At 56.3% G+C, this 25,412-nt stretch carries 20 protein-coding genes and 1 tRNA gene; 1 reads left to right on the top strand and 20 read right to left on the bottom strand.

Features of this window, described 5'->3' with window-relative positions; translation table 11 throughout:
• Positions 1 to 10: 10 nt before the first annotated feature.
• From bcsB to KVT28_RS18450, 13 genes are all read right to left on the bottom strand, one after another.
• On the bottom strand, positions 11 to 2,542 hold the full coding sequence (gene bcsB / locus KVT28_RS18510) for a cellulose biosynthesis cyclic di-GMP-binding regulatory protein BcsB (protein WP_217549607.1): 2,532 nt from the start codon (positions 2,540 to 2,542) through the stop codon (positions 11 to 13).
• Positions 2,539 to 4,644, bottom strand: a complete 2,106-nt coding sequence (bcsA, locus tag KVT28_RS18505) for a UDP-forming cellulose synthase catalytic subunit (protein ID WP_217549605.1) — start codon at positions 4,642 to 4,644, stop codon at positions 2,539 to 2,541. Before bcsA ends, bcsB begins: the two co-directional genes overlap by 4 nt.
• Positions 4,645 to 4,698: 54 nt before the next feature.
• Complete coding sequence (gene bcsQ, locus KVT28_RS18500) at positions 4,699 to 5,499, bottom strand: cellulose biosynthesis protein BcsQ (protein WP_101763799.1); 801 nt, start codon at positions 5,497 to 5,499, stop codon at positions 4,699 to 4,701.
• Positions 5,490 to 6,149 carry a cellulose biosynthesis protein BcsO gene (bcsO, locus tag KVT28_RS18495; RefSeq protein ID WP_101763800.1) on the bottom strand — a complete coding sequence of 220 codons (660 nt, stop codon included), beginning with the start codon at positions 6,147 to 6,149 and terminating at the stop codon, positions 5,490 to 5,492. Before bcsO ends, bcsQ begins: the two co-directional genes overlap by 10 nt.
• A 473-nt stretch (positions 6,150 to 6,622) precedes the next feature.
• Positions 6,623 to 7,633, bottom strand: coding sequence for a dipeptide ABC transporter ATP-binding subunit DppF (gene dppF / locus KVT28_RS18490; protein ID WP_137384884.1), 1,011 nt, complete (start codon positions 7,631 to 7,633; stop codon positions 6,623 to 6,625).
• A complete protein-coding gene (dppD, locus tag KVT28_RS18485) occupies positions 7,623 to 8,609 on the bottom strand; it encodes a dipeptide ABC transporter ATP-binding protein (protein WP_008104610.1) in 987 nt (328 codons plus the stop codon). The genes dppF and dppD overlap by 11 nt, the downstream gene beginning before the upstream one ends.
• 12 nt (positions 8,610 to 8,621) lie before the next feature.
• Positions 8,622 to 9,524, bottom strand: a complete 903-nt coding sequence (gene dppC / locus KVT28_RS18480) for a dipeptide ABC transporter permease DppC (RefSeq protein ID WP_101763802.1) — start codon at positions 9,522 to 9,524, stop codon at positions 8,622 to 8,624.
• Positions 9,525 to 9,533: 9 nt separating this feature from the next.
• Positions 9,534 to 10,553: a dipeptide ABC transporter permease DppB gene (dppB, locus tag KVT28_RS18475; protein WP_101763803.1), complete on the bottom strand. Its 1,020-nt coding sequence runs from the start codon at positions 10,551 to 10,553 to the stop codon at positions 9,534 to 9,536.
• A 198-nt stretch (positions 10,554 to 10,751) separates the two neighbouring features.
• Positions 10,752 to 12,362, bottom strand: coding sequence for a dipeptide ABC transporter periplasmic-binding protein DppA (gene dppA, locus KVT28_RS18470; protein WP_101763804.1), 1,611 nt, complete (start codon positions 12,360 to 12,362; stop codon positions 10,752 to 10,754).
• Positions 12,363 to 13,319: 957 nt separating this feature from the next.
• Positions 13,320 to 13,396 (bottom strand) — tRNA-Pro (locus KVT28_RS18465).
• Positions 13,397 to 13,500: 104 nt separating this feature from the next.
• A complete protein-coding gene (gene eptB, locus KVT28_RS18460; protein ID WP_101763805.1) occupies positions 13,501 to 15,192 on the bottom strand; it encodes a kdo(2)-lipid A phosphoethanolamine 7''-transferase in 1,692 nt (563 codons plus the stop codon).
• Positions 15,193 to 15,461: 269 nt separating this feature from the next.
• Entirely contained in the window at positions 15,462 to 15,890 is a 429-nt protein-coding gene (locus KVT28_RS18455) for an organic hydroperoxide resistance protein (protein WP_101763806.1), read from the bottom strand.
• 99 nt (positions 15,891 to 15,989) lie between these two features.
• On the bottom strand, positions 15,990 to 16,454 hold the full coding sequence (locus KVT28_RS18450; RefSeq protein WP_110867890.1) for a MarR family winged helix-turn-helix transcriptional regulator: 465 nt from the start codon (positions 16,452 to 16,454) through the stop codon (positions 15,990 to 15,992).
• Positions 16,455 to 16,516: 62 nt separating this feature from the next.
• Here KVT28_RS18450 and KVT28_RS18445 point away from each other — a divergent pair, with 62 nt between their 5' ends.
• A complete protein-coding gene (locus KVT28_RS18445; RefSeq protein WP_101763808.1) occupies positions 16,517 to 17,110 on the top strand; it encodes an HD domain-containing protein in 594 nt (197 codons plus the stop codon).
• Positions 17,111 to 17,153: 43 nt separating this feature from the next.
• Here KVT28_RS18445 and KVT28_RS18440 read toward each other — a convergent pair whose 3' ends face one another.
• From KVT28_RS18440 to KVT28_RS18410, 7 genes are all read right to left on the bottom strand, one after another.
• Entirely contained in the window at positions 17,154 to 17,450 is a 297-nt protein-coding gene (locus tag KVT28_RS18440) for an HTH-type transcriptional regulator (RefSeq protein WP_217549603.1), read from the bottom strand.
• Positions 17,451 to 17,697: 247 nt separating this feature from the next.
• Positions 17,698 to 21,297 carry an urea carboxylase gene (uca, locus tag KVT28_RS18435; RefSeq protein ID WP_217549601.1) on the bottom strand — a complete coding sequence of 1,200 codons (3,600 nt, stop codon included), beginning with the start codon at positions 21,295 to 21,297 and terminating at the stop codon, positions 17,698 to 17,700.
• 79 nt (positions 21,298 to 21,376) lie between these two features.
• Entirely contained in the window at positions 21,377 to 22,012 is a 636-nt protein-coding gene (locus tag KVT28_RS18430; protein ID WP_101763810.1) for an urea amidolyase associated protein UAAP2, read from the bottom strand.
• Positions 22,012 to 22,719, bottom strand: coding sequence for an urea amidolyase associated protein UAAP1 (locus tag KVT28_RS18425; protein WP_217549599.1), 708 nt, complete (start codon positions 22,717 to 22,719; stop codon positions 22,012 to 22,014). The genes KVT28_RS18430 and KVT28_RS18425 overlap by 1 nt, the downstream gene beginning before the upstream one ends.
• 11 nt (positions 22,720 to 22,730) lie before the next feature.
• Complete coding sequence (locus tag KVT28_RS18420) at positions 22,731 to 23,477, bottom strand: ABC transporter ATP-binding protein (protein ID WP_217549597.1); 747 nt, start codon at positions 23,475 to 23,477, stop codon at positions 22,731 to 22,733.
• Between the two features lie 10 nt (positions 23,478 to 23,487).
• Positions 23,488 to 24,300, bottom strand: coding sequence for an ABC transporter permease (locus KVT28_RS18415; protein ID WP_217549595.1), 813 nt, complete (start codon positions 24,298 to 24,300; stop codon positions 23,488 to 23,490).
• 14 nt (positions 24,301 to 24,314) lie between these two features.
• A complete protein-coding gene (locus KVT28_RS18410; RefSeq protein ID WP_061719325.1) occupies positions 24,315 to 25,373 on the bottom strand; it encodes a putative urea ABC transporter substrate-binding protein in 1,059 nt (352 codons plus the stop codon).
• Between the last annotated feature and the right edge of the window lie 39 nt (positions 25,374 to 25,412).

The raw sequence follows: 25,412 nt of genomic DNA, 5'->3' as shown, positions 1-25,412 counted from the left end.
GTTTTTATCCTTACTTCTTGCCGGACTTGCTATCAACTTTTGGGTTGAGACGACGCCACGCATGACGTTTCAGCATCACCCACGCACCGCCGCCGACCAACGCTGAAAGCAGCAGCGCCGCCAGCGCCATCAGCACCGAGTGCTGGTTGGCATACCACACCACCATCATGTACCACGGCATTTCGCCGCTCGGGAATTGCGGGCCAACGCGGAAACTGCGGATGCCGTTCTCATCGGTGATGATGGCGGTATCGCCGCGAATCCCGGCGTTAATGCGCGCGGAATTCAAATCTTCATGCAGGCGCAGCAGTTGTTGATCGCTGGTCGCCACCGTCATCACCACTAAGCGATCCGGGTTCCACGGCGATCGATAGCTGACAAAGCCGCGCCACGCTTCGTTGGAGGAGAAGTAACGATCGGCATCCAGCGGCTGGCGATACCAGTCGCCGGTCAGCCAGCCACGCAGTTTGTCCCAGGTGGTGGGCTCTTTCACGCCCAGCGTGTTGCCGCTGGTATCGAACGGCGTGTTGGCCAGCATTGCCTGGTTGAAGTCGTTGTTCTGCGTGGTGCTGACCGCCAGCAGATCGCTCTGCTGCAGGCGCGTCATGTTGGTGCCGCCGTTTGGCAGGCCAAACAGCACCTGATTTTGCAGCAGCGGTACGCCGGTAGCGTTACCGGCGCGTGAGGCCATATCCAGCAGCGTGGCGATCTCCGCATCGCTTGGTTGTTCCGGCAACAGCAGCGTGGTCTGCGAGAAGTCCGCCAGACGCGAGAACGGGAACGAAGCGCCAACAAAGTAAGAGAGATTTGGCAGCATGGTGAAGTGGCGCGTATGGCTCAGATCGATCCACGAATCCTCTTCGATGCGGCTCTTAATGTTGTTGTTCAGCAGCACGCCACACGGCGCATCCGCTTTCGGCTTGATGTTGAAGTAAAGCGCCAGCTGGTTGTCACCGTAAATCAGGTACGGTTCGAGCTTCAGGGTGTAATGCTCCTGACGCGCGTCGCCGCCCAGCCGATGCCAGGCGCTCTCCAGCAAGCCGACTTTATTCACCGTAAGATTGCGCAGGAACGTGCCGTTAATCATGACGTTGAGGAACGAGTTGTCCTCATCAATCCAGCTTTCGGATGGGAAGCGATAGTGCAGCTCCACCGGAATGGTGTCGCCATCCCACAGGAACAGATCTGGCGCCGCGCGGAAGTTGACGCTCAGCGCATCGTGCCAGATGCCGGTGGTGGTCAGGCTCTGATCTTTGCGCAGCAGTTCGCTCAAACGCACCGGGCGCGTGGTGTTGATCCAGCGCGGCGCATCATACGGCTTACGTTCACCTATCGGCTGCGGCTGCACGTTAAGGCTGCTGGCATCGGTCGCCAACGGCTGAGTGGTTAAACGGTTAGCGGCCTGACGTAGCTGATCGTCATTTGCGCCCACCACCAGCAGCAGTTTGTAGACCGGATTGTTCGGGTTATCGATCACCTGCAACAGCGGACCACTGGTGGCTGGCAAGGTTACGGTACCAATTTTGTCGCCCGGATGGCCGACCAGAATGCCGTTGTGTTCAGGCAGATCGCCGCGCACCACCGGGAAACGGATGCCACGATAATCCGACTGAATGCCCATCCACGATGCCACCAGCGCAGCGGCGCTGATGCTGTCCGGCGCGACATTGGCGGCAAAGCCAAAAGTGACGCTGGCGGGCGTCATGCGCTGCGCATCGATAAACGGACGCGGGAAGTTACGCAGGCTGGTGCCGATGTTCAGCTGCTGCCCTTCGAGGCTCAGCGTGGTTTTCGGCAAAATCGACACCTGATACTGCTGCGCGCTCTCTTTCTCGCACAGCAGCTTGTCGGCATCGTTAATCTTGAAGCTGAGGTTATTGCTGGACACCACCATCGCCGCCGGAATATCCAGCTGGTAATCGCTGACATCGCTGTCGCTGGCGCCCAAAGGCAAGGTACCCAGCGGCTGACCGTTCAGCATCAGCTGCAGCGAGGTGTTACGCGCGGCCAGCGCCGCCGAGACGCGCAGCGACAGATTAAGACGCGCGTTGGTGATCACTTCATCGCTGGGCAGCGTGAACATGATGCCGGATTGCAGCTGGCCGCCGGTCAACGTAATGCCGCGCGGCTGGCCCATTTGCGCCACCGAAACGGTGCTGCTGATTGGCTGGTTAAGCGTCACGGAAGACGTTTCTGGCATCATCGCCGGTGCGGTTGGCGCTACCGTTGGCAGCACCATTTCTGGTGCGGCAGCAGGTTCGCTGGGCGCAGGTTCAGCAGGCGCATCGTTTTCCGTTGTCGATGCGGCTTCCGGTGCGGTTTCGGGAGCGGTTTGCGGTGCGGTTTCCGCTGGCGCATAAGGTGCAGCGCCCGCTGCCTGTTGCAGCTGCGGATCGGCAGTATTTTCGATGCCTTGCGGCGGCGGCACGTCTGAAAGTGCAGCGCTATCCTGAGTGACTGGCGGGGTTTCGGCCCACGCTGGCGCGAGCAGCAGCGCCGTTGCCAGCGAGCTTGCCAGCAACCTTTGCGTCAAATTCTTCATGCAGCGCTGTCCTCTTTTACTGCGGGCTGGTTGTCACGCTTACGCTTCTCACGGCGATCTTTCCAGGTCAGCCAGAACAGCTCAAAGACGGTACGAATAATGGTGCCAAGCGAAACCAGTGGATTGTCTTGCTTATACTCCGGCTGAATCCACGCATCGGCACGCGCCAGTACCACGCGCACCAGCTCACGGCGGCGCGACAGCGGCATATCGCCAAAGCGCAGACGGATGCTCTCCTCATCGCCGGAGATTTTGTTCACCGGAATGGTGATGGTGCCCGACTTCAGCAGCAGATCGATCTCTTCAATTTCATCGTGCTCGTGACGATTGTCCGGCGCATCCAACTGCGCGCCGCCCATCGACAGATCGCTGGTTTTCGTGCGTGACGAGATGCCGCTGGCGTAGTGAATCACCGCCGGAATCTGCACTTCAATACGGATGGTTTTACGCACCTGCTTGGTTTCGCGCGCCACGGCAATCGCCGCCATCAGGATAACCAGGCTGAATACCGCCCAGCCGACGTTGAGCGCAATAACGTAAGGATCGACGCCAAAGTAGTCATGCGCAGTAGCGCGCACCACGCCCGCGATGATGCCGATCGACAGCAGCACCGCGACAATCACATGTGGACGCACGATGTGGAAGTCGAAGAAGCCCTGATCGAGCAGGCCGCCTTTATCCGTTACGTTAAACTTACCGCGCTTCGGCGCCAGCATGGTGAGCAGCGTTGGGATGACGAGGTGGAAGCACATCACGGTTTCGTAGATTTCGCCCCAGAAGGTGTAACGGAACTTGCCGTTCATTCGCGAGTTGACGTAGAGCGACATCACCAGATGCGGCAGGACGTAGGCGAAAATCAGCGAGGCTGACGAATGAATGATATTCAGGTTAAACAGCAGGTAGGCCAGCGGTGCCGTCAGGAACGCCACGCGCGGCAAGCCAAACTGGAAGTGCAGCATGGCGTTGAGGTAGCACAGACGCTGCTGCCACTTCAATCCACGGCCAAACAGCGGATTATCAACGCGGAAGATCTGCGTCATGCCGCGCGCCCAGCGGTTACGCTGCACGACGTGCAGGCCAAGACGCTCGGTCGCCAGACCGGCCGCCAGCGGAATTGCCAGGAAGGCCGATCCCCAACCGCGACGCTGCATTTTCAGCGCGGTATGCGCATCTTCGGTCACGGTTTCCACCGCAAAACCACCGATCTCTTCCAGCGCGCTACGGCGAATCACCGCACAAGAACCGCAGAAGAAGGTGGCGTTCCAGTTATCGTTACCCTGCTGCACCGGGCCGTAGAACAGTGAACCTTCGTTCGGGATGCTGCGCGCCGCGCGCAGGTTACGCTCGAACGGATCCGGTGAATAGAAGTAGTGCGGGGTTTGCAGCAGCGCCAGCTTTGGATCTTTCAGGAACGGACCGACCGTCGCCTGCAGGAAGGTGCGCGTGGCCACGTGATCGCAGTCGAAGATGCAAATCAGCTCACCTTTGGTGATCTTCATCGCGTGGTTGAGGTTACCGGCTTTAGCGTGATTATTGTCGTCACGGGTGATGTAACCCACGCCAACATCGGCGGCAAATACCGCAAACTCACTGCGCTTACCGTCATCCAGCAAATAGACCTTCAGCTTGTCACGCGGGTAATCAATACACTGCGCCGCCAGCACGGTATCACGCACCACATCGAGGCTTTCGTTGTAGGTCGGAACATAGATATCCACCGTCGGCCACAGGCTGGTATCATCCGGCAAAGGTTCGATGGTGCGTTTTAATGGCCAGGTGGTTTGCAGGAAGCCGAGAATTAAGATCAGCCAGACATACAGTTCGGCCAGATATAAGCCGATACCGAGAATCGCTTCAATCTCAGAATTGAATTGCAGCGTCTCCGTAGTACGCCACCAGATATATCGGGTCGACATCAGCGCGGATAAGATAACCATAACGATGGTTATTTTGCGGCTTTTGCTGAAGCCCAGTAAAAACATCATCCCGATGCTGATTAAGCCAAATATATATTGCTTCTGGCTGTCCATAGGCGTGATGACAATTACCGCCGCCACCGGTGCAAGCACCAGCAGCAGCAGGTAAAACCCGAGTTTACTCATGATTCACCCTGAAGAAGCTGTGTTGTTATTATGTGGCCGGAGTCGGCCTCATTATTAATAGTGGCTGCGAAAAGGTGCCTGAACTTCGCCGTTACCCACGGTGATATCCAGGATATTGGCTACGCGTTTTGCCACTAATTCGATATCAAACGCAGCTGCAGACGCTGGGCTGAAATCATAAACCGATTGTTGCGAGGCATTGGCTTCCGCGACGCTTTCATCACGATGAACCACGCCTAATAAGTTCTCACCCAACCGCTGCTGCATAAAAGCGGTGACTTCACGGCTAATATTGCGGCGGTTATCGCTCTGGTTAAGGACAAAATAGTGACCACGTTTATTATTCAGCGGCCGACCGATCATGCGGTCATTTTCTATTTGCGGCAGCAAAGAGACCGAGGCGGTATCCGCTAACATCACCACTAAATGCATATCGGCAAGTGCCTGCATTGCTTTAAGCGCCGGACCCGGACCGGGGGGAAAATCGGCGATAATCACCAGTCCCGGATAATTCAGCACCGTATCCAGCCCGCGCTTCAGGAAATGCGGATCTTTTACCAGGTTCTCTTCAAAGCGTTCACGCTGCTCTTCGCTCACCTCGCCATACGGCATGACGAAAATATTGCCGCCGGTGGTCAGAATCGATTGGCTCCAGTCAGCCTGATCTTCAGAGCGTGCCACAAAGCCGCGACCATCATTCAGCGGTACACCGAAATGCAGGCGCAAGGCGTTCTGAACATCGAAATCGATTGCCAATACCTTGCTGCCAGCGCGAGCCAGACTCCACGCAAGGTTGGCCGCCATGGTGGTTTTCCCTACTCCCCCTTTTGGCGAGCACACACAAACTAACGGCATAGCGCAATCTTCTCCAGTAGCGGTTTTAACGGTGTTTCTTTTGACAGGTTAGCCGGCTCGGCTGGACGCGAGCGGAACAGCGCACCAAAGCGAGACGGGGCCGGCGCAGCCGGACGTGCCGGTTCAACCGCAGCGGCCAGGGTTGGCACAGGCACTGGCGCGATTGGCGCGGGAGCTGCCGGTGCGGCAACAGCAGCAGGCTGAGCGGCTGGCGCGGCGGCAGGTTTTGCTGGTGGAAACAGTGAGGTTGTCGCCTGGCGCTCGACCAGCGTGGCTTTCGGCGCTAATGGCGTCGCAGAGGAGAGCGGCTTAACCGACGGCGCGGGCGGAAACAGCGATGAGCCGCTCTCCGGTTGCGCGGCGGCAGGTGCGTTCAGGCTATCGAGAATCGATGCGCGCGTCGGGCTGGCTGGTGCAGCCTGAGCCGGTTCCGGCGGTGCGCTGAATTCATCCCCGCGAATCGGCTGTGGTTGCGGCATATCAATGCGCTGACCGCTGCCTAATTCAGGCTCTTGTTCGGTGGTCAATTGACGCAGTAACGCCCACTGACTTTGATCGGCTTCCTGCGATTGACCGGACATATCCTTAAAAGCGATGTCAAGCGTCTGCGTTTTCTCTTTAAAACGCTGCAGATCGTCGTAATTCTTCATGATCAGAGCCTGTAAAAGCGGGAGAGAATTTTCCGCGAATATATCACACACATTAAAAGACGGTGAGACAAATCTGATTACTAAAACAGCGCATTCAATAAAACAATTCTATCTTTAAGATTGAAAAAGCGGGAATGCAAAAAGCATGCAGTTATTTATGGACGGAGATTAATTAGTATCAATTAACAGAAATAATCACGCAGGGGATTTTAACCTAAGCTACTGAAAAACCTCTACTGCGCTGCAAGTTATGGATTTTATTCTGCAGTGACATTGCTCACACAATGATGATGAAAATAGGAATTTGCCTTTACGCTATATATCTAAATCAGGACCAATTGTTCACAGATGCAGTGGCGTAATGCTTTTGTCAGGGCTTTGGCAGTAACCCTTTTTGTCGTTAATTTATCTCATGTATTAATCAGCAAAAAGAAAGGCTCCCGCAGGAGCCTTGATTCATTTATGGCAGTAATTTATGACACGCCTACCGGCTGATTTTCATCCTGATCCACCGCGAAGCAGGCGATTTGCTGATCGCCATATTGCTTCAGTTTTGGCTGCAGCTGAACGCAGGTGCCAAAACGACGACGGCAGCGTGCGTTAAACGCACAGCCCGGCGGCGGATTGAGCGGGCTTGGCAACTCGCCCGTCAGTTTGATGCGCTCGCGGCGATCGTCCGGGTTGAGGCGTGGTGTCGCCGACAGCAGTGCCTGCGTGTAAGGATGACGCGGATTGCTGAAGATCGCCTCTTTGCTGCCCTTCTCAACGCAGCGGCCGAGATACATCACCATCACCTCATCGGCGATGTGTTCCACCACGGAGAGATCGTGCGAGATGAAGACGTAGGACAAACCTAAATCCTGCTGCAAATCCATCATCAGATTCAACACCTGCGCTCGCACCGACACGTCGAGCGCCGAGACCGGCTCATCGGCGATCAGCACATCAGGATCGAGCATCAAACCACGCGCGATAGCGATACGCTGACGCTGGCCGCCCGAGAACATGTGCGGATAGCGATCGTAATGCTCGGTTTTCAGGCCAACCTTCGCCATCATCTCCAGCGTTTTTTCCTTGCGCTCCGCTTTGGTCAGCGAGGTGTTGATCACCAGCGGCTCTTCCAGAATCTGGCTGATTTTCTTACGCGGATTGAGCGAGCCATACGGGTTCTGGAACACGATCTGAATTTTCTGGCGACGCAGTTTCTGCGCTTGCGGATCGTGTTTCAACAGATCCTGACCGTGCCAGAACAGCTGGCCTTCGGTCGGGGTTTCAATCATCGTCAGCAAGCGGCCCAGCGTGGATTTACCACAGCCAGACTCGCCGACCACCGCCAGCGTTTTGCCGCGTTCGAGGTTGAACGAGACGCCATCCAGCGCTTTGACCAGACGTTCCTGGCCAAACAGACCTTTCTTCACCGGGTAGTGTTTTTTCAGGTCAATCGCCTGCAGCAGGTAATCCTGCTTATCGTTATCAAGACTCATAAGTCGGTCTCCCGGCATCATCCAGTGGGAAGTGACATTTGGCCTGGCGGCCAGGAATGTCGCGCAGCTCCGGCTCTTCGCGGCGGCAGCGATCGGTCACATACGGGCAGCGCGGATTTAACAGGCAGCCGGTTGGGCGGTCGTATTTACCCGGCACCACGCCAGGCAGCGAGGCCAGACGCGCTTTGTCCGCAGCAAACTCCGGCAGCGCGCGCAGTAAGGCTTGCGTGTAGGGATGACGCGGCGCTTTGAAGATATCCACCGCTTTACCGCTCTCCACCACTTGTCCGGCATACATTACGATGATGTGCTGTGCCGCTTCGGCCACCAGCGCCAGATCGTGGGTAATCAGGATCAGCGCCATGTTCTCTTGCTTCTGCAACTCCAGCAGCAGTTCGATGATTTGCGCCTGAATGGTCACGTCGAGCGCGGTGGTCGGCTCATCGGCGATCAGCAGCTTCGGTTTGCAGGCAATCGCCATCGCGATCATCACGCGCTGGCTCATCCCGCCCGACAGTTGATGCGGATAGACATCCAGGCGCGATGCCGGGTCGGGAATGCCCACCTGATCGAGCAGATCAATCGCACGCTGACGACGGGTACGTTTGCTGCCGCCCTGATGCACCTTCAGCGCTTCCATGATCTGGAAACCCACGGTGTAGCAAGGGTTGAGGCTGGTCATCGGGTCCTGGAAGATCATCGCTACTTCGGCGCCCACCAACTGGCGGCGCTCTTTTTCGGAGATTTTCTGCAGGTCGCGCTGATTGAATTCCAGTTTCTCGGCCATCACGCGGCCGGGATAATCGATCAGGCCCATGATCGCCAGCGAGCTGACCGATTTACCGGAACCGGATTCCCCGACGATGCCGACTACCTGGCCTTGCTCGACCTGATAGCTGATGCGGTCAACCGCACGGAACGGTGTTTTTTCGTCGCCGAAATGCACCGATAATTTGTCTACATTTAATAACGCCATCTCGGTGCCTCTTTACTGCTTGAGTTTCGGGTCGAGTGCATCACGCAAACCATCGCCCATGAGGTTGAATGCCAGAACCGTTAGCAGAATGGTCACTCCAGGGAATGTCACCACCCACCAGGCACTTTGCGCATACTGCAACACGTCGGAGAGCATGGTGCCCCACTCCGGCGTTGGCGGCTGCGCCCCCATACCGAGAAAGCCCAACGCCGCCATATCGAGGATGGCGTTGGAGAAACCTAATGATGCCTGCACGATCAGCGGTGCCAGGCAGTTAGGCAGAATATTGATGAACATCTGGCGCAGCGTACCGGCACCCGCCACGCTTGAGGCGGTAACGTAGTCGCGGTTAACTTCAACCAGCACCGCAGCACGCGTCAGACGGATATAGTGCGGCAAGGCGACGAAGGTAATCGCCAGCGAGGCATTAACGATCGACGGACCGAAGATTGCCACCAGCACCAATGCCAGCAGCAGGCTTGGCAGCGCCAGCATGATATCGACCACACGCATAATGATGGCGTCAACCACGCCGCCAAGGTAGCCAGCCATCAGGCCAAATATCACGCCGAGAATCAGCGACAGCACGACGACCATGCAGCCAACCAGCAGCGACAGGCGCGCGCCGTACATCAGGCGCGACAGCACATCGCGGCCCACGTCATCGGTACCGAGGATGTAGCTCCAGCTGCCACCTTCCTGCCAAACTGGCGGATGCAGCAAGGCATCACGGAATTGCTCAGCCGGTGCGTGCGGTGCCAGCACATCAGCAAAGATAGCGATTAACAGCATCAGAACGATGTAAATCAGGCCGATAACCGCGCCTTTGTTACGCCTGAAGTAGTGCCAGAATTCCTGCAACGGGGTCATCGGCTTGGGTGCAGCAGTTACGCTTGCGGGATCAACAGCAGACATGATTCCCCCTTATTTCTTATGACGGATACGTGGATTGACCACGCCGTACAACAGATCAACCAGCAGGTTGACCACGATGATCAGAATCGCCACCAGCAGCACGCCGCCCTGCACCACCGGATAATCACGGCGTTGCAGCGCTTCGATCAGCCAGCGACCGAGTCCCGGCCACGAGAAGATGGTTTCGGTCAGAATCGCACCGGCCAGCAGCGTACCAACCTGCAAACCAATCACGGTGACGACCGGCAGCATGGCGTTACGCAGCGCATGCACCACAATCACACGCATACGCGTCAGCCCTTTGGCGCGCGCGGTGCGGATGTAATCTTCACCCAGCACTTCCAGCATCGAGGAGCGCGTCATACGCACGATCACCGCCAGCGGAATGGTGCCGAGCACGATGGCCGGCAGAATCATGTGCATCACCGCATCTTTAAAATCGCCCTCTTCGCCCCACAGCAGCGTGTCAATCAGCATAAAGCCGGTGAGCGGATGACTGTCGTCGAGGAAGATGATGTCGCTGACGCGCCCGGAGACCGGCGTGAGGTTCCACTGCACCGAGACCAGCATGATCAGCATGATGCCCCACCAGAAAATCGGCATCGAGTAACCAGTGAGCGAGATGCCCACGGCGGTGTGATCGAAGATCGAGCCGCGTTTTACCGCGGCCAGCACGCCAACAGGAATGCCGACAGCGACCGCGAACAACATGGCGCAGATGCCCAGTTCCAGCGTAGCTTTGAAGCGTGGTACGAATTCGTCCCAAACCGGGATACGGCTTTTCAGCGAGATGCCGAGGTCACCGTGTAAGACGCCGTTGATGTAGGTGATGTATTGCTTCCACATCGGCTGATCGAGGCCAAACTGCGCCATCAATTGCGCGTGACGTTCAGGAGAGATACCGCGTTCGCCGGCCATGATCAGTACCGGATCGCCGGGGATCAAGTGGACAAACGCGAAGGTCAATAACGTGATACCGATGAACGTTGGGATGACAAGGCCCAAACGTCGGAGTATGAATTGCAGCATAAGCCTGGTTCTCTGACATTTCCCACAGCGTTACCGCCGGGGACAACATTGCTCAACACTCGCAGCCAGCCAAAGGCGGACGCGACGCAAGAAGCGCTTCATTAGTAGAATTTGCCGGAAAAAAAGAGCGGAATACGGGCGGCGAAGGTGCCGCCCGAGGGCCAGCAATGCTGGCCCTGACCGCGATAATCCGAAAGGTTATTCCTGGATATCGACGTTTTCGAAGTGATGTTTACCTAATGGATCAACCACATAACCAGAGACTTTCTTACTCACTGGCTCGTAGACGGTTGAGTGGGCGATGATCAGCGCTGGAGCCTGGTCATGCATCACTACCTGAGCCTGTTTGTACAGTTCAATACGTTTGTTGTGATCGGCTTCAGCACGGGCTGGCTGAATCAGATCTTCAAACGGCTTGTAGCACCAACGTGAGTAGTTAGAACCGTCTTTCGCCGCTGCACAGCTGAACAGCGTGGCGAAGAAGTTATCCGGATCCCCATTATCACCGGTCCAGCCCATCATTACGGTCTGGTGTTCACCGGCTTTCGCGCGTTTCAGGTACTCGCCCCATTCGAAGGTGACGATTTTGGCTTTCACGCCAATTTTCGCCCAGTCAGCCTGAACCATTTCCGCCATGCGACGTGCGTTCGGGTTGTATGGACGCTGAACCGGCATTGCCCACAGGTCGATGGAGAAACCATCAGCCATACCTGCTTCTTTCAGCAGCGCTTTGGCTTTCTCAGGATCGTAAGCGTAATCTTTGATGTCGTCGTTGTAGCCCCACATGGTTGGTGGGATCAGGTTTTTCGCGGCCTGACCAGCGCCCTGATAAACGGCATCAATGATGGCTTGTTTGTTCACCGCCATGGTCAGTGCCTGACGCACCTTCACGTTATCCAGCGGCTTTTTCTCGGTGTTGAACGACAGGTAACCGACGTTCAAACCAGGCTGTTCCATCAGGTTAATTTTATCGTCTTTCTTCATGCTGGCGATGTCGGCCGGGTTCGGGTACGGCATGACCTGGCACTCGCCTTTCTGCAGTTTCGCATAACGCACAGAGGCGTCTGGCGTGATGGAGAACACTAAGCGATCAATCTTCGGCTTGGTGCCCCAGAAGTCTGGGTTAGCTTTATACAGAATGCGCGAGTCTTTCTGATACTGCTGCAGTACGAACGGACCGGTGCCCACTGGATTGAGGTCCAGCTTCTCAGGCGTGCCCGCTTTCAGCATATTGTCGGCATATTCTTTAGAAATGATTGAGGCGAAGTCCATGCCGAGGTCAGCAATGAACGGCGCTTCAGGACGCGTCAGCGTGAAGCGTACGGTGTAATCGTCAACTTTTTCGATTTTGGCGATCAGCTTAGGCATGTCCATGCCTTCGAAGTATTCGTAGCTGCCGCCAGAAACACCGTGATATTTGTTGTTTTTGTCGAGCTGACGCTCGAAGGAGAACACGACGTCATCGGCATTGAAGGTGCGGGTTGGCTTGAAGTCTTTGGTGGTTTGCCACTTCACGCCCTGACGCAGGTGGAAGGTATAAGTTTTACCGTCCGCGCTGACATCCCATTTTTCTGCCAGACCTGGCTGCAGCTCGGTGGTACCGGTTTTGAACTCAACCAGTCGGTTGTAGATCGGTACCGAGCTTGCGTCGTAGGTGGTGCCCGATGTGAAGAGCTGCGGGTTGAAGCCTTCCGGCGAACCTTCTGAACAATAAACGAGGGTTTTCGCCTGGACACCAGCGGCAACGGTCATAGCAATCAGGCTGAGACCGACCTTCAGCATCCTGGATTTAGCCAGGGAGTTGATCATGTTTTGCTCCATTGTGATGTGATGTTGTGTGCGTCGCCCGACCTCTGATTTTTTTATGCGGTTCGGGCAGGTCAATTAAGAGTAAGCAAAATGTGAGCGGTTATTTTTTTGTGCTGGCACCGTGGAATCTGTCAGACACGTCCTTCTCTACATTTTATTGACGCATCAATTTGTCAACAGTTGCAATGAACGTCAATACAGTGTGGGGTTATTTACATAGAGTGTGACTAAGTGCAAGCAACGATAAAAAACACCCTTCTCAGCCTAAGCCAAAATTAAAAAAGGTGATAAAGCGCTCAATGCCGCGTGATTATCTGGCTATGTAGTCAAATAGCAGTGATTATCACCGCTAAAAAACACACAAAACTTATTGGTAAATGTTGAATATCTGAACGATTCTGCGTGCGTTATGACGTTCAGGCAGCGGAATGTGCTAGGGAAATGGCATAAGAAATCAGCATGATGCATAAACCGGTCATAAGAAGAATGTTTCGCGAATTAAGCGCGCGGGTTCGATTTGGCGTGGGGTACGCGGGAGTTAGTGGAGATAATGGTGAGTATTGCTGGTTTAGGGGATGGAATGGGTATATTTAGGGATTTTGCTATTCGCTCGGTGCGTTGCTCAGGAAAGGCGGCTCGAACGCAAAGTCGGCGTGAATACGTCCCTGTAGCCTCGACCGCCGCATCCCTGCGGCGGACGCTTTGCTAAACGAGCCGCCTTCCCATCGCCAGGTTGGCTTCTGTTTTGCTGTTAAAAAAATGCAGAGGAGTTTGAAGAAGGATGGAATACAGGGCCGCGGAGTAAAGCTTCCGGCGCAGGGATGCGCCGGCAGAGCCCACAGGGATGTGTCCACGGCGACTTTACGGAGCGGCCCTGTATTTCAGCCTGATCGGCACAAGACCCAACAAATTACAGACGAAAAAAAACCTGCTTATAAAAGCAGGTTTCTTCAAAGATGGTCGGCGAGAGAGGATTCGAACCTCCGACCCACTGGTCCCAAACCAGTTGCGCTACCAAGCTGCGCTACTCGCCGATGGGGGCGCATATTACTGCGCTGCTAAAAAAGCGTCAATGCCTTTTACTGAAAACCCAACTGATCGCCTGGAAAGCAAGCAGCGGTCAACAACCCCAAAAAAATCACAGCGCTTTAGCAGGCGCGGCCGCTGGTGCTGAACACCAATTATTTGCGTCTTTAATTCCGCCGTCCGGCGAGGTGTAGCCGAGGCAACCCATGATGGTGTCGAACAGCTCAACATGGCGATGGGTTTTACCCACGCGCTGCTGCGCCTGTAAACGTTCGAAGTTGCTGCGGTTGGTTGGATCTTCAAGATACTTATCAGAAGCCCACACCATCATCGGTACACGGAACTGCTCCGGTGGCGCCATCTCGCGCGGCGTACCGTGCAAGTGCATATTCTCGCTGATTGATTCACCGTGATCGGAGGCGTAGAACACAATCGCCTTCTTATCACGCAACTGATCGAGCACGCTATCCAGCATGGTATCAACGTATAAAATCGAGTTGTCGTAGGCGTTAATCAACTGCGCTTTACTGCACTTCTCATCAACGCCCATGCACTCCGGCTGATAGCGCGCGAAGTCTCGCGGATAACGTTGTGAATAAAGGTAGTGCGAGCCTTTGGTGTGCAGAATCACCACGTGCTTGCCTTTCGGGAAGCGCTGTAACGATGCCTGCAACTCCGGCACTAACAGCATGTCATCGACCGCTTTGCCCTGATTACGCTTCTCTGAACCAATCTGCTCACGGAACGAGAAGTTATTGGTGTCAGCGTTATCGTAGAACCACACTTCGCTCTGCATCGCGAACAGCTCAGAGGTGAAGCCCAGCTCTTTCAACACGGCGAAAACGTTTTGTTCTTTCAGCGTGCGGCCCGGATTATCCATGGTGCCGCCTTCGCGCACGAACATGCAGCGCAGCGATAGCTTGGTGGCGGTATCACAAGATTCACCACGGAACGCGACCAGGTTCTTCTCTTTCGACAGCTTCGGCGTGGTATCACGATCGTAGCCGAGCATGCCCATGTGATCCCAGCGCGTGGTTTCGCCAATCACAAACACCATATAGGTATCGTCGATGCCCGCAGGCGCGACGTAAGTAAACTCTTTTGCCGGATCGAGTAACTTCTGGCCATCCCACTCTTCATCAACTTTGGTCCAGGCGAACAGGCCCAGCGCGGCAATCCAGTTGGATGGCAGATACGAGTGCGCCACCACGCCGCCATAGCTCGGCAAATCGATGTTGGTGATCTCTTCATTCACCTTCTGCAGCTTGTCGAAATAGCGAATCGGCAGCCAGACCAGCGCCACGCTCAGCAGCATAATGGCTACCGGCTTCAAACGTTGCCCTGGCGTTTTAAGTTGTTCAATCAGTGTCTGGCTAAGCTTATTGCGCCAGATAAGCAGCAGCGGCAACGCACTCACCAGCACCATCCACAGCACGAAATGCAGACCAATCACTTCTTTAGAGAGATCGATATCGGTGGTCATCACCGAGGCGATAATGCCGTAGCCAATCACCACGTTGAAGAACGCCATGTAATAGGCGGCGGCAACAGAGATGATCACGGTGAGTGTGGCGAGAATGCGGTAAACCCATTTGCCGCCCAGCGACAGCAAGCGCATCAGGAAGAAAGTCAGCAGTACCGCTGCCATCACTTCCGCCGCTGCAGAGAGCCAGTTAGAGATATTGGATTTCGTTAAGAAGCCGTCAAAGCGGCGATAAAATATCGGTAAATTCAGTAAGATACCGAGATATAACGCAAGCAGCAGAGACAGCTTTTGCTGCGTTAAACTTTTAATATAATTCATGAAAATTTTCTATTCCCGACCTGGTGTCGTTGTATCAACCGTTATGTGACTGTTTAAAGACAGCAGAGTTCGCTAAACCGCATTAAAAGCGTGACGCAAGATGCAGGATCGGGACGATTCCGACTGGCGAAAGGGCGATGGCGCGAAGCCGAGCAGTAGAACATTTAACCAATGGTAAGACCAGATAAATTTTCTAATCGAACCGGTTAGCGTTTTATTCAGATGTGAAAAAGGCTCCCACAGGAGCCTGTTATCGTGAATAACATCAATTAGTTGATGATGTTCAGCGTCACGTCGATATTGCCACGCGTTGCGTTTGAGTATGGGCAAACGATGTGTGCCGCATCTACCAGCTTCTGCGCTTCAGCTGCATCCATCTCTGGCAGATGAATATTCAGTTTGGCTTCAATACCGAAACCGTTCGGGATTGGGCCAATGCCAACTTCGCCTTCAATCCACGCATCTTTCGGCATCGAAATCTTGTCGCGGCCAGCCACAAACTTCATCGCGCCGAGGAAACACGCTGAATAACCTGCAGCAAACAGCTGCTCCGGGTTAGTCACTTCGCCGCCTGCGCCACCCATCTCTTTTGGCACGCCCAGTTTTACATCCAGCACGTTGTCGGAAGAAGTAGCACGACCATCACGACCGCCGGTAGCTTTAGCTTTTGCAGTGTAAACAACTTTTTCTAAAGACATAATAACCTCATTAATTCGCTATATAATCGCGCACTACTTATTATGCGCAAACCTGAACGTCATCTTTTGGGTTGTCGGGACAGCGACTTCCCCTGTTTATTAATTGGCGCGGTAAAGGCTATCGCGCAACTCGTCTAACTGAGCTTTCAGAGATGCCATCACCTGGTCATCGCAGGCTGTTGCGCACTGAATGGCCTCCGGAATACTTTCTGCTTTGTCACGCAACGCACGACCTTCATCGGTCAGCGTTACCACAACCTGACGCTCATCCTGACGGGAACGCTGGCGATGCAATAAACCCGCGCTCTCCAGACGTTTTAACAGCGGCGTCAGCGTGGCTGAATCAAGAAACAGCTGCTCGCCAATCTCAGAGACCGTCACATCGTCCTGATTCCACAGCACCAGCATCACCAGATATTGCGGATAGGTAATCTCCAGCTTTGATAGCAGCTGGCGATAGACTTTGTGCATCGCGAGATTCGCCGAATACAGTGCAAAGCAGAGCTGCTGATCTAACTGAAGTGGCGCCTGCTTCACTTTTTTGTCATCTTGATTACTGTTCATGGGTTTCAATATAAATAGCGCGCTAGATAATTGCAAGCGACTTTTCTCTGGGAGAGTGAAATATGCGAGATTCACTGGAAGAGCAAGCGCGCCGTTATGCCACTGAGGCGCATGCCGCTGCGGGTCAACGTCGCAAATACACTGACGAGCCTTACATTGTGCATCCGGCTGCCGTCGCCGAATTAGTGCGTAGCGTTACCGATGATGAACAGATGATTGCCGCCGCCTGGCTGCATGACACGGTAGAAGACACGCCCAGCACCATTGACGATATCGAACGCCATTTCGGCCCGCGCGTGGCGGAACTGGTGGACCAGCTCACCGACAGCGCGCAGCCTGCGGCAAAAAACCGCGCCGCACGCAAGCTGGCGCATTTTCGTCATACCGCCGATGCCTCGCCCGAAGCGCAAACCATCAAGCTGGCCGACATCATCGACAACACCCGCGCCATCGTGCAGTACGATGCCGACTTTGCGCGCGTCTATCTGGTGGAAAAGCAAATTCAGATTCAGCTGTTGCGCCAGGGCGATAGCCATCTTTGGCGGCAGGCAGAACAGACCATCAAACAAGGGCTTGCGCAGTTAGCGCAACCGCCGTACAGCGTGCCGGAGAGCTGGTTCGTTAAACAGGCAGCAAAGTATGGCGCCATAAATTAAAAAACCCGCCATCAAGGCGGGTTGGATCATCCCAAAAAAGGGATTACTCCAGCAGCTGACGCCCTAAATAAGGGTTGGCCTGCAACAACTTCATCAATTTACGCGCCGTAGCGGAAGGACGTGTACGTTGCGCCTCCCAGCTTTTCACTGACGAAACGCTGACACCCATCACACGGGCAAATTCGTCAACCTGCATGCCGGTCATCTCGCGTAAACGCTGCGGCTCGGGAACTGTAGTCTGATTGATTGAAATTTCTGATACGGATGGCTTCGCGTCACGTGTCAAAACAATCTGCTCAAGGCTGCTGAGCAACTCGATCATGGGATCTTTTAATTCCATAGAGAACTCCTTAAAAACTCACTATGAAGCACGTGAAAGTAGAGAGGTAAGCGCCACCAGGCGCTGAAACCGGACGATCAGGCTGTATCCCGAAGCGGTTTCGCATAGTTATTATCAAACCGATGCGGGACACAGCCTGTTGAGCACTGCAAAAGATGTCAGGGCAATGCAACAATAGTTCGGGTTTCTAAGTATGGGACATATCCCCGACTTTGCTGCCAGATTCCTGATTATTTTTTATTCTTTCTTATGCCACTTTTGGGTCGATCACCATAAGCAATTGACCTGCCTGCACTTGCTGCCCAGGTTGCCGCGTCAGACTATGGATTTTTCCACTGACGGGCGCGACGATCGGGATTTCCATCTTCATTGATTCGAGAATGCCGACCGTGGCCCCCGCACTGATTTCACTGCCTTCCTCCACCAGCCATTGCCACACGCTGCCCGCCACCTGGCTCTCAACGGGATGACAACCGGCTGGCACCACACTCTCTTCGCTGCTCTGCGCTTGCAGCTGGCTATCGAAGGTAAACTGCCCTTCCGCTCGCCAGCGCGCCAACTCCTCATCAAACGCCTGCTGGCGCTGCTGCTGGAAGGCATCAATCTCCTGCGCGTGCTGCGTCAGCATCGCCTGATACTCGGCGAGGCGGAATTCACCCTGTTCCACGCGTAGCGGATAATCGCCCCACGGGAAACGCTCACGAATCTGCAGCAACTCGTCGGCATCTACCGGATAAAAGCGAATTTGATCGAAGAAGCGCAGTAACCACGGCTGGGTAAACGCAGCTGTGGGGCGATCGCGGTTCCACATCTGCATAGTGCGTCCAACAAACTGATAGCCGCCCGGCCCTTCCATGCCGTACACGCACATATAAGCGCCGCCGATACCGACTGAATTTTCCGCCGTCCAGGTGCGCGCCGGATTGTATTTGGTGGTCACCAGGCGATGGCGCGGATCGAGTGGCGTAGCCACCGGCGCACCGAGATAGACATCGCCCAATCCCATGACCAAATAAGAGGCGCTAAATACGATCTCTTTTACCGATTCAATGCTATCCAGCCCATTGATGCGGCGAATAAATTCAATATTGCTTGGGCACCACGGCGCATTCGGTCTGACGGATTGGTCGTAGCGCACAATCGCTTCACGACAGGCCGCATCATCCCAGCTAAGTGGCAGCCAGACGGTGCGCGCAGGCACGGCCGCATCGGCCAGGCTACCCAATGCTAAATCAGCGTGCAATATTTGCGCCACTCGCTCACTTCTGGCACACATTTGTGCGTCATAATGAATTTGTAGCGAGCGGATGCCAGGCGTCAATTCCAGTTGCCCCGGCAGCGGGTGCGCTTCCAGCCATTGCATCAGCGCATGCACGCGAAAACGCAACGCGATATCCAGTTGCAAATCGCCATATTCCACCAGCAGAAAACGGTCGCCCGCCGCCCGAATACAGAGCGAAGGACGTTGCTCCGTTGCCGCATGATGGTGCAGAACCGGATCAATCAAGGGCAGCGCCGCGTTCACTGTAATCGGTTGAGATTGCAGTTTGATGATCTCGTCACGCTGCGCCTGCGCCAGTTGATCGGCGGTGGCAAGTTCGATCGGTTGGAACTGGACGCGATCGCCAGCTTTCAGCTGCCCCAGCTTCCACAGATCGGCTTCGATCACCGTTGCCGGACAAACAAAACCTCCCAGCGATGGGCCATCGGGGCCGAGGATCACCGGCATATCGCCGGTAAAATCCACGGTGCCGAAGGCGTACGCATTGTCGTGGATGTTCGAGGGATGCATGCCCGCTTCGCCGCCATCGCTGCGTGCCCAGGTCGGTTTGGGGCCGATCAGGCGAATGCCGGTGCGGCTGGAGTTGTAGTGCACTTGCCACTCAGCGGCAAAAAATTCCGCGATGTCATCATCGGTGAAGAAGATTGGCGCGCCATGCGGACCGTAAATCACCCGCAGCTGCCAGCTGCCGTTCAGTGACGGCAGCAAATTATCCGGCAAGCTGGCCGCTGTCAGCACCTGCGGCGCGGCGAGATGCAGCACATCACCGGCGCGCAGCGCGCGTCCGGCATGACCACCAAATTTGCCGAGGGTGAAAGTGCTGCGGCTACCCAGATAGCGCGGCGTATTGAGGCCACCGGCCAGCAGCAAATAGCTGCGGCTGCCATCTCGTACTTCGCCGAGCGTCAGCGTTTGCCCGACCTGCGCCGTCAGCCGCTGATGCATCGGTATCGTTTGTTGATCAAGCTGCGCGGCAATCGGCGCGCCGGTCAGGACAAAACTGCAGGCCTGGTTGAAGCGCAGCGTCGGGCCACGCAAGGTGATCTCCAGCCCGGCGGCCTGCGCATCATTGTCTAACAGGCGATTACCCAGCTGGAATGCGCGGCTGTCGAACGGACCGGAAGGCGGCACGCCAACATGCCAATAACCGATGCGGCCCGGCGCATCTTGCACTGTGGTTAAGGTGCCGCCGCTGAGAATATCCAGCGTTGGCGGCTGCCACTGCAGGGTGCCGAGCGTGGCGGTGATGATGCGTCCCTGCTGCACGTCCGGCAGCGTGCACAGCTGGCGCAGCCACAGCAAATTGGTTTCGATGCCGTACAGTTCGGTGGCGGATAGCGCCTGCGCCATGCTGCCTAGCGCGCTGGTACGGTCTGCGGCATGTACAATAAGTTTCGCCAGCATCGGATCGTAAAATGGCGAAACCTCCATGCCGCTCTCAACGCTGCTGTCGATGCGCAGCGTAGCGCCCTCAATCGTAGTCGGGAACTGCACATGGCTGAGCAATCCCGCGCTGGGCTGGAACTGCTTAGCCGGATCTTCGGCGTAAAGCCGTACCTGAATGGCGTGACCTTGCACCACCGGCTGCAAATCGGCCAGCGGCGGCAATTTTTGCTGCGCCAGTTCCACCATCCAGCGCACCAGATCAACGCTATACACCATTTCGGTGACGCCATGTTCCACCTGCAAGCGCGTGTTCACTTCGAGGAACCAGAACTGCTGGCTGGCATCGTCATAAACATATTCCACCGTGCCCGCGCTGCGATAGTTCACCGCCCGCGCCAGCCTTACGGCGGTGGCCTGCAACTGCGCGCGCACCGCAGCGCTCAAGCCCGGTGCGGGCGTCTCTTCCAGCACCTTTTGATTGCGGCGCTGGGCCGAGCAATCACGCTCGCCGAGCGCGATGACTTCACCTGCGCCGTCGCCAAAAATCTGCACTTCGATATGGCGCGCACGCGCAATAAACTTCTCTAAAAACACGCCATCGTCGGCGAAGTTGTTGCCAGCGAGGCGCTTCACGCGGGTAAATGCCGCGTCGAGCTGTTCGGCATCGTCGCAGCGCTGCATGCCAATGCCGCCGCCGCCCGCGGTGCTTTTCAACATGACCGGATAGCCAATCTGCGCCGCCATCTGCTGCGCCTCGGCCAGCGAAACCAGTAAGCCGCTGCCCGGCAGCAGCGGCACGTTATTCTGTTCAGCCAGCGCACGCGCGCTGTGTTTCAGGCCAAAGGCCGCCATCTGCTCGGCGCTCGGCCCAAGAAAATGCACGCCCGCCGCTTCGCAGCGCGTGACAAACTCCGGATTTTCACTGAGAAAACCGTAGCCGGGATGCAGCGCCTGCGCGCCACTCTGCGCGGCTATCGCCAGCAATTTATCCTGATTGAGATAAGTGTCTCGCACCTGACCTTCACCGAGCGACCAGGCTTCATCCGCCAGACGCACATGGCGCGCATGACGGTCGGCTTCGGCGTACACGGCAATCGCCCGGATATTCATGGCTTGCAGGGTTCGAATAATGCGCACGGCAATCGCGCCACGGTTGGCAATTAATACGCGATCAATCATGACTGAATACTCTCGTTGCGGCAGGTCGTCCTGCGTAGCATTGACGGCAGAAAACGGGTCGTCCCGTTGCGTCAGAAAATCACCACACGCTGACTAAAATCGGCGTTGGGTTGTAACCGTTGCAGGGATTATTGAGCTGCGGGCAGTTGGAGATCAGCACCAGCACGTTGATGTGCGCCAGCATCTCGACATATTTGCCCGGCGCAGAAATGCCGTCGGCAAAGGTCAATCCGCCATCCTGTGTCACCGGCACGTTCATGAAAAAGTTGATGTTGTGGGTGATGTCGCGGCGCGTCAGGCCAAACTCCGGCTGTTCCGCCACCGCCAGCATCCAGCTATCGCGGCACGAATGCATATGGCGCTTCTCCAGGTCATAGCGCACCGTGTTGCTTTCGCACGAACAAGCGCCGCCGAGCGTGTCGTGACGGCCGCAGGTATCGGCAGTGATGGTCAGCATCGGGCGATCAAAGTTCGAGCGCAGCACGCTGCCGGCCGTCAGAAACACATTGTTCTGCCCGCGCAGCGTGTCGCTCATGCTGTAGCGTTCGGCGGTGTCATCAGCATTGAAAAACAGCGTATCTGCGGCTTGATTGCCTTCAAGATCGGTGATGCGTAGCGTTTGGCCCGCCTCGATGCGCTGCAGCCAGTAATCACCGGCATCAATTTGCTGCTGGAAGCGCGCTTCGGCTGGATTGCGCTGACTTTCAATGATCATCACATTTCTCCTTGCAGTTGATACAGCGCGTTATTGCGCAGACCGCGCTGATTCTCGTCGCGCTCGAGACACATCGCCGGCAGCGGCGCGTGTTGCGCATCCAGTTCGATCTGCACCGGGTGGCGCGGATAATCCTGCGATGCGCTGAGCGGATGCGGGCAAGTGTGCAGCAGCACCAGCGTGTCCATCGCGAAACGTAAACGCACGCTGGCACCCGCCGCGCCCTGACGTTCCAGCTGCAAAGTGCCACTGTCGTCGGCGCGCACCTGCGCAAACAGGTTGAGGCAGGACGCCATATCGCGCCGGCCGAGCCCATATTTGGCCAGCTCGACGAGAAAACTGTCGTAGCCATTTTGATGGCGCAGATTGCGCGCCTGCTGATAGGTGCTGGCACCAAAACGCGCGGCAGTTTGTACGGCATTCAGCGTGCCGCACACGCTTTCGTGCCAGCCGAAGCTGTCGTGTTCGATGCCGCAGAAAATACGTCCCATATCTGAATAGAGACAATGACCGGCGGTGAGGCGGAAAGTGTGCTGGCACTTCAGGGTGTCGGGCGCGTTATAGCGCTCCAGCAGGTTTTCCGGGTTGTAAAACAGCAGGCCGACGTTGGCGCCACCTTCGACATCGGTGAGGGTCAGCGCGCTGCCGCTGCGCATCACCAGCGACCAGTGTGCGCCGCTCGGCAACAAGGTTTGGTAAGGCTTCATGGTTTTCTCCTTTAGGCGACCTGCGGTTCGGATGGCTGTGCGCGATCCAGCGGCAGATCGTAAGTGATGGTCGCGCCCCAGGCTTCAGGCGCGTGCGGATCGTGGCGCAGCTTGTCGAACACCAGCAGACGCGATGCAAGGCTAAATCCCTCTTTCAAATCGTGGGTGATCATGAAAATGGTCAGGTTATGCTGCTGCCACAAACGGGTGATCAGCTGGTGCATCTCGCTACGGATGCCGGGATCGAGTGCGCCGAAGGGTTCATCGAGCAGCAAAATGCGCGGCTGCTTCATCAACGCCTGCGCCAGCGCCAGACGCTGCTGCATGCCGCCCGACAGCTGATGCGGATATTTATTCTGTGCCCGTTCAAGCCCGACCTGCGCCAGCATGGCCTGCGCGCGCTGGCGAATCGTCTGACGCTTCTTTCCCCACACGCGGCCCAGCCAACGCGCACTGCTGAACTCGTCGCCCAGCATCACGTTGCCCAGCACCGTCAGATGCGGAAACACGGAATAACGCTGAAACACCACGCCGCGATGCGCATCCGGTTCGTCGGGGATAGGTTCGCCATCCAGCAACAGCTGGCCTTTGCTGGGCGCTTCAGTGCCGAGCAGCATATTCAGGAAGGTGGTTTTGCCGCAGCCGGACGCACCGACAATCGCCACAAACTCGCCCTCTTCAACCTCGATGTTGAGGCGCTCCAGCACCACTTGCTGGCCGTAATGTTTCTCAAGGTTTTTCAGTTGCAGTAACGGCATCGCTCGCCCCTTATTTCGCGTGATACCACGGCCAGCAGCGACGGCTAACCAGCCGCAGCAACAGGTCGAGCAGGAAGGCCAGCAGCGCGATCCACGCCACGTAGGGCAGAATCACATCCATTGCCAGATAACGCCGCATCAGGAAGATGCGATAACCCAGGCCTTCCGTGGCGGCGATGGCTTCAGCGGCAATCAGAAATAGCCACGCCGACGCCAGCGACAGCCGTACCGCAACCAACAGGCGCGGCATCAGCTGCGGCAGGATCACGCGCCATAAAATCTGTGCGCTGTGCGCGCCGAGCGTCTGCGCTTTTACCAGCTGCTCGCGCGGGATCTTCTGCACCTGCAGCTGCAAATCGCGGGCAATCAGCGGCGTAATGCCGATGACAATCAGCACCACTTTCGATACTTCGCCGAGACCAAAACAGATAAACAGAATCGGCAGAATCGCCAGCGGCGGCACCAACGCAAACAGCGTCACCAGCGGCGCCAGCACCGCCCGCACCACCGGCAGCGCGCCGGTGAACAGACCCAGCGCCAGCGCCAATAGCGCGCTGATCGCCACACCACACAGCAAACGCAGCAGACTGGCGGCGGTATCGCTCCACAACAGATATTCGCCAGTGCGCGGGCTGGGCTGAAATGCCATGCGGCTGATGGCGTCGCCCATGGCGTTAAAGCCCGGCAACAGCTTGTCTGCCGCATTCAGACTGAGACGCGCATCCGACGCGAACAGATACACCAGCAGCAGCGCCAGCAGCGGCAGAATGCCCAGCAGCAAGCGCCCCAGCGGCAGCGGTTGGTAGTTGATCAACTTACGCATCGGCATCGCCTCGCTTACAGCTGCCCGGCGGCGGCCATTTTGGTGTACTCATCGGTGAAGCGCAGTTTGAGGTTACCCGCATCGCCCCAATTGCCCGCAGGCGTTGCCACGCCAACCACATCGGCGCTCGGCGCGCCCTCGCCCAGCAAACCGTGCTTAAAAGAGAACTCGGCGACCATCTGCATGGTGGCTTTGAGCTGTGGGCTTTGGACGAAATCGAGGGTGGTTTTGGCATCGCTAAACAGATGCGTGGCGGCCAGCTGCTGGTCAAAGCCCGCCAGATCGGTGCCGGAAGCCTGCGCCATTTGTGTACGTGCCGCTTTAGCGCTGTCGGTTGGGCCGGACATGGTTTTCAACGTTTCATACCATGCGCCGGTCAGCGCTTTGCCGAGCTGCGGATACTTCTGCAGCGTGGCGCTGTTGACCACCAGCAGATCGAGGATTTCGCCCGGAATTTGCGCGGAAGAGAAAATCAGATGGCTGTTCGGCTGCTTCTCCGCTTCGGCGAGCAGCGGATTCCAGGTAACGATAGCGTTGACGTCGGCGGTGCCGAACGCCGCCACCAAATCGGCATCGGCGGTGTTCACCACTTTGACGTCTTTCTCGCTCATGCCGGATTTCTCCAGCGCCCGCGCCAGCAGGTAATGCGAAACCGAGAGTTCGACCAGATTTATCGGCTTGCCTTTCAGCGCTGAGAGGTTGCCCGCGCCTTTTAGCAGAATGCCGTCGTTACCGTTGGAGTAATCGCCGACGATCAGCGCCGTGCTATCCACGCCGCCGGTGGCCGGAATGGTCAGCGCATCCATGTTGGTCATGGTGCAACCAGCAAAACCCCCGGCGGTGTATTGATTCACCGACTCAATATAGTCGTTAACCTGCACAAACTGGATATCGATGCCGTATTTGTCAGCCCATTTTTTGACGATGCCGCTCTGCTGCGCGTAATCCCACGGCATCCAGCCCGCGTAGATCGACCAGCAAATCTTAAAGGAGGGTTTGTCGGCGGCCAGCGTGTTGACGCTGAACAGCGTGATGGTGCAAAGCAACAGCAGGCGAAGGCAGGCTTTGATCATGATGGTTCCTCTGGCGTTAACGGACGAAAAAAAGCAGGA

This window comes from Pantoea sp. GbtcB22 (assembly GCF_019091025.1).
Classification (GTDB): domain Bacteria; phylum Pseudomonadota; class Gammaproteobacteria; order Enterobacterales; family Enterobacteriaceae; genus Pantoea; species Pantoea leporis.
Note: the sequence above shows the minus strand (reverse complement) of the source record. Positions and strands in the feature narration are given on the sequence as shown.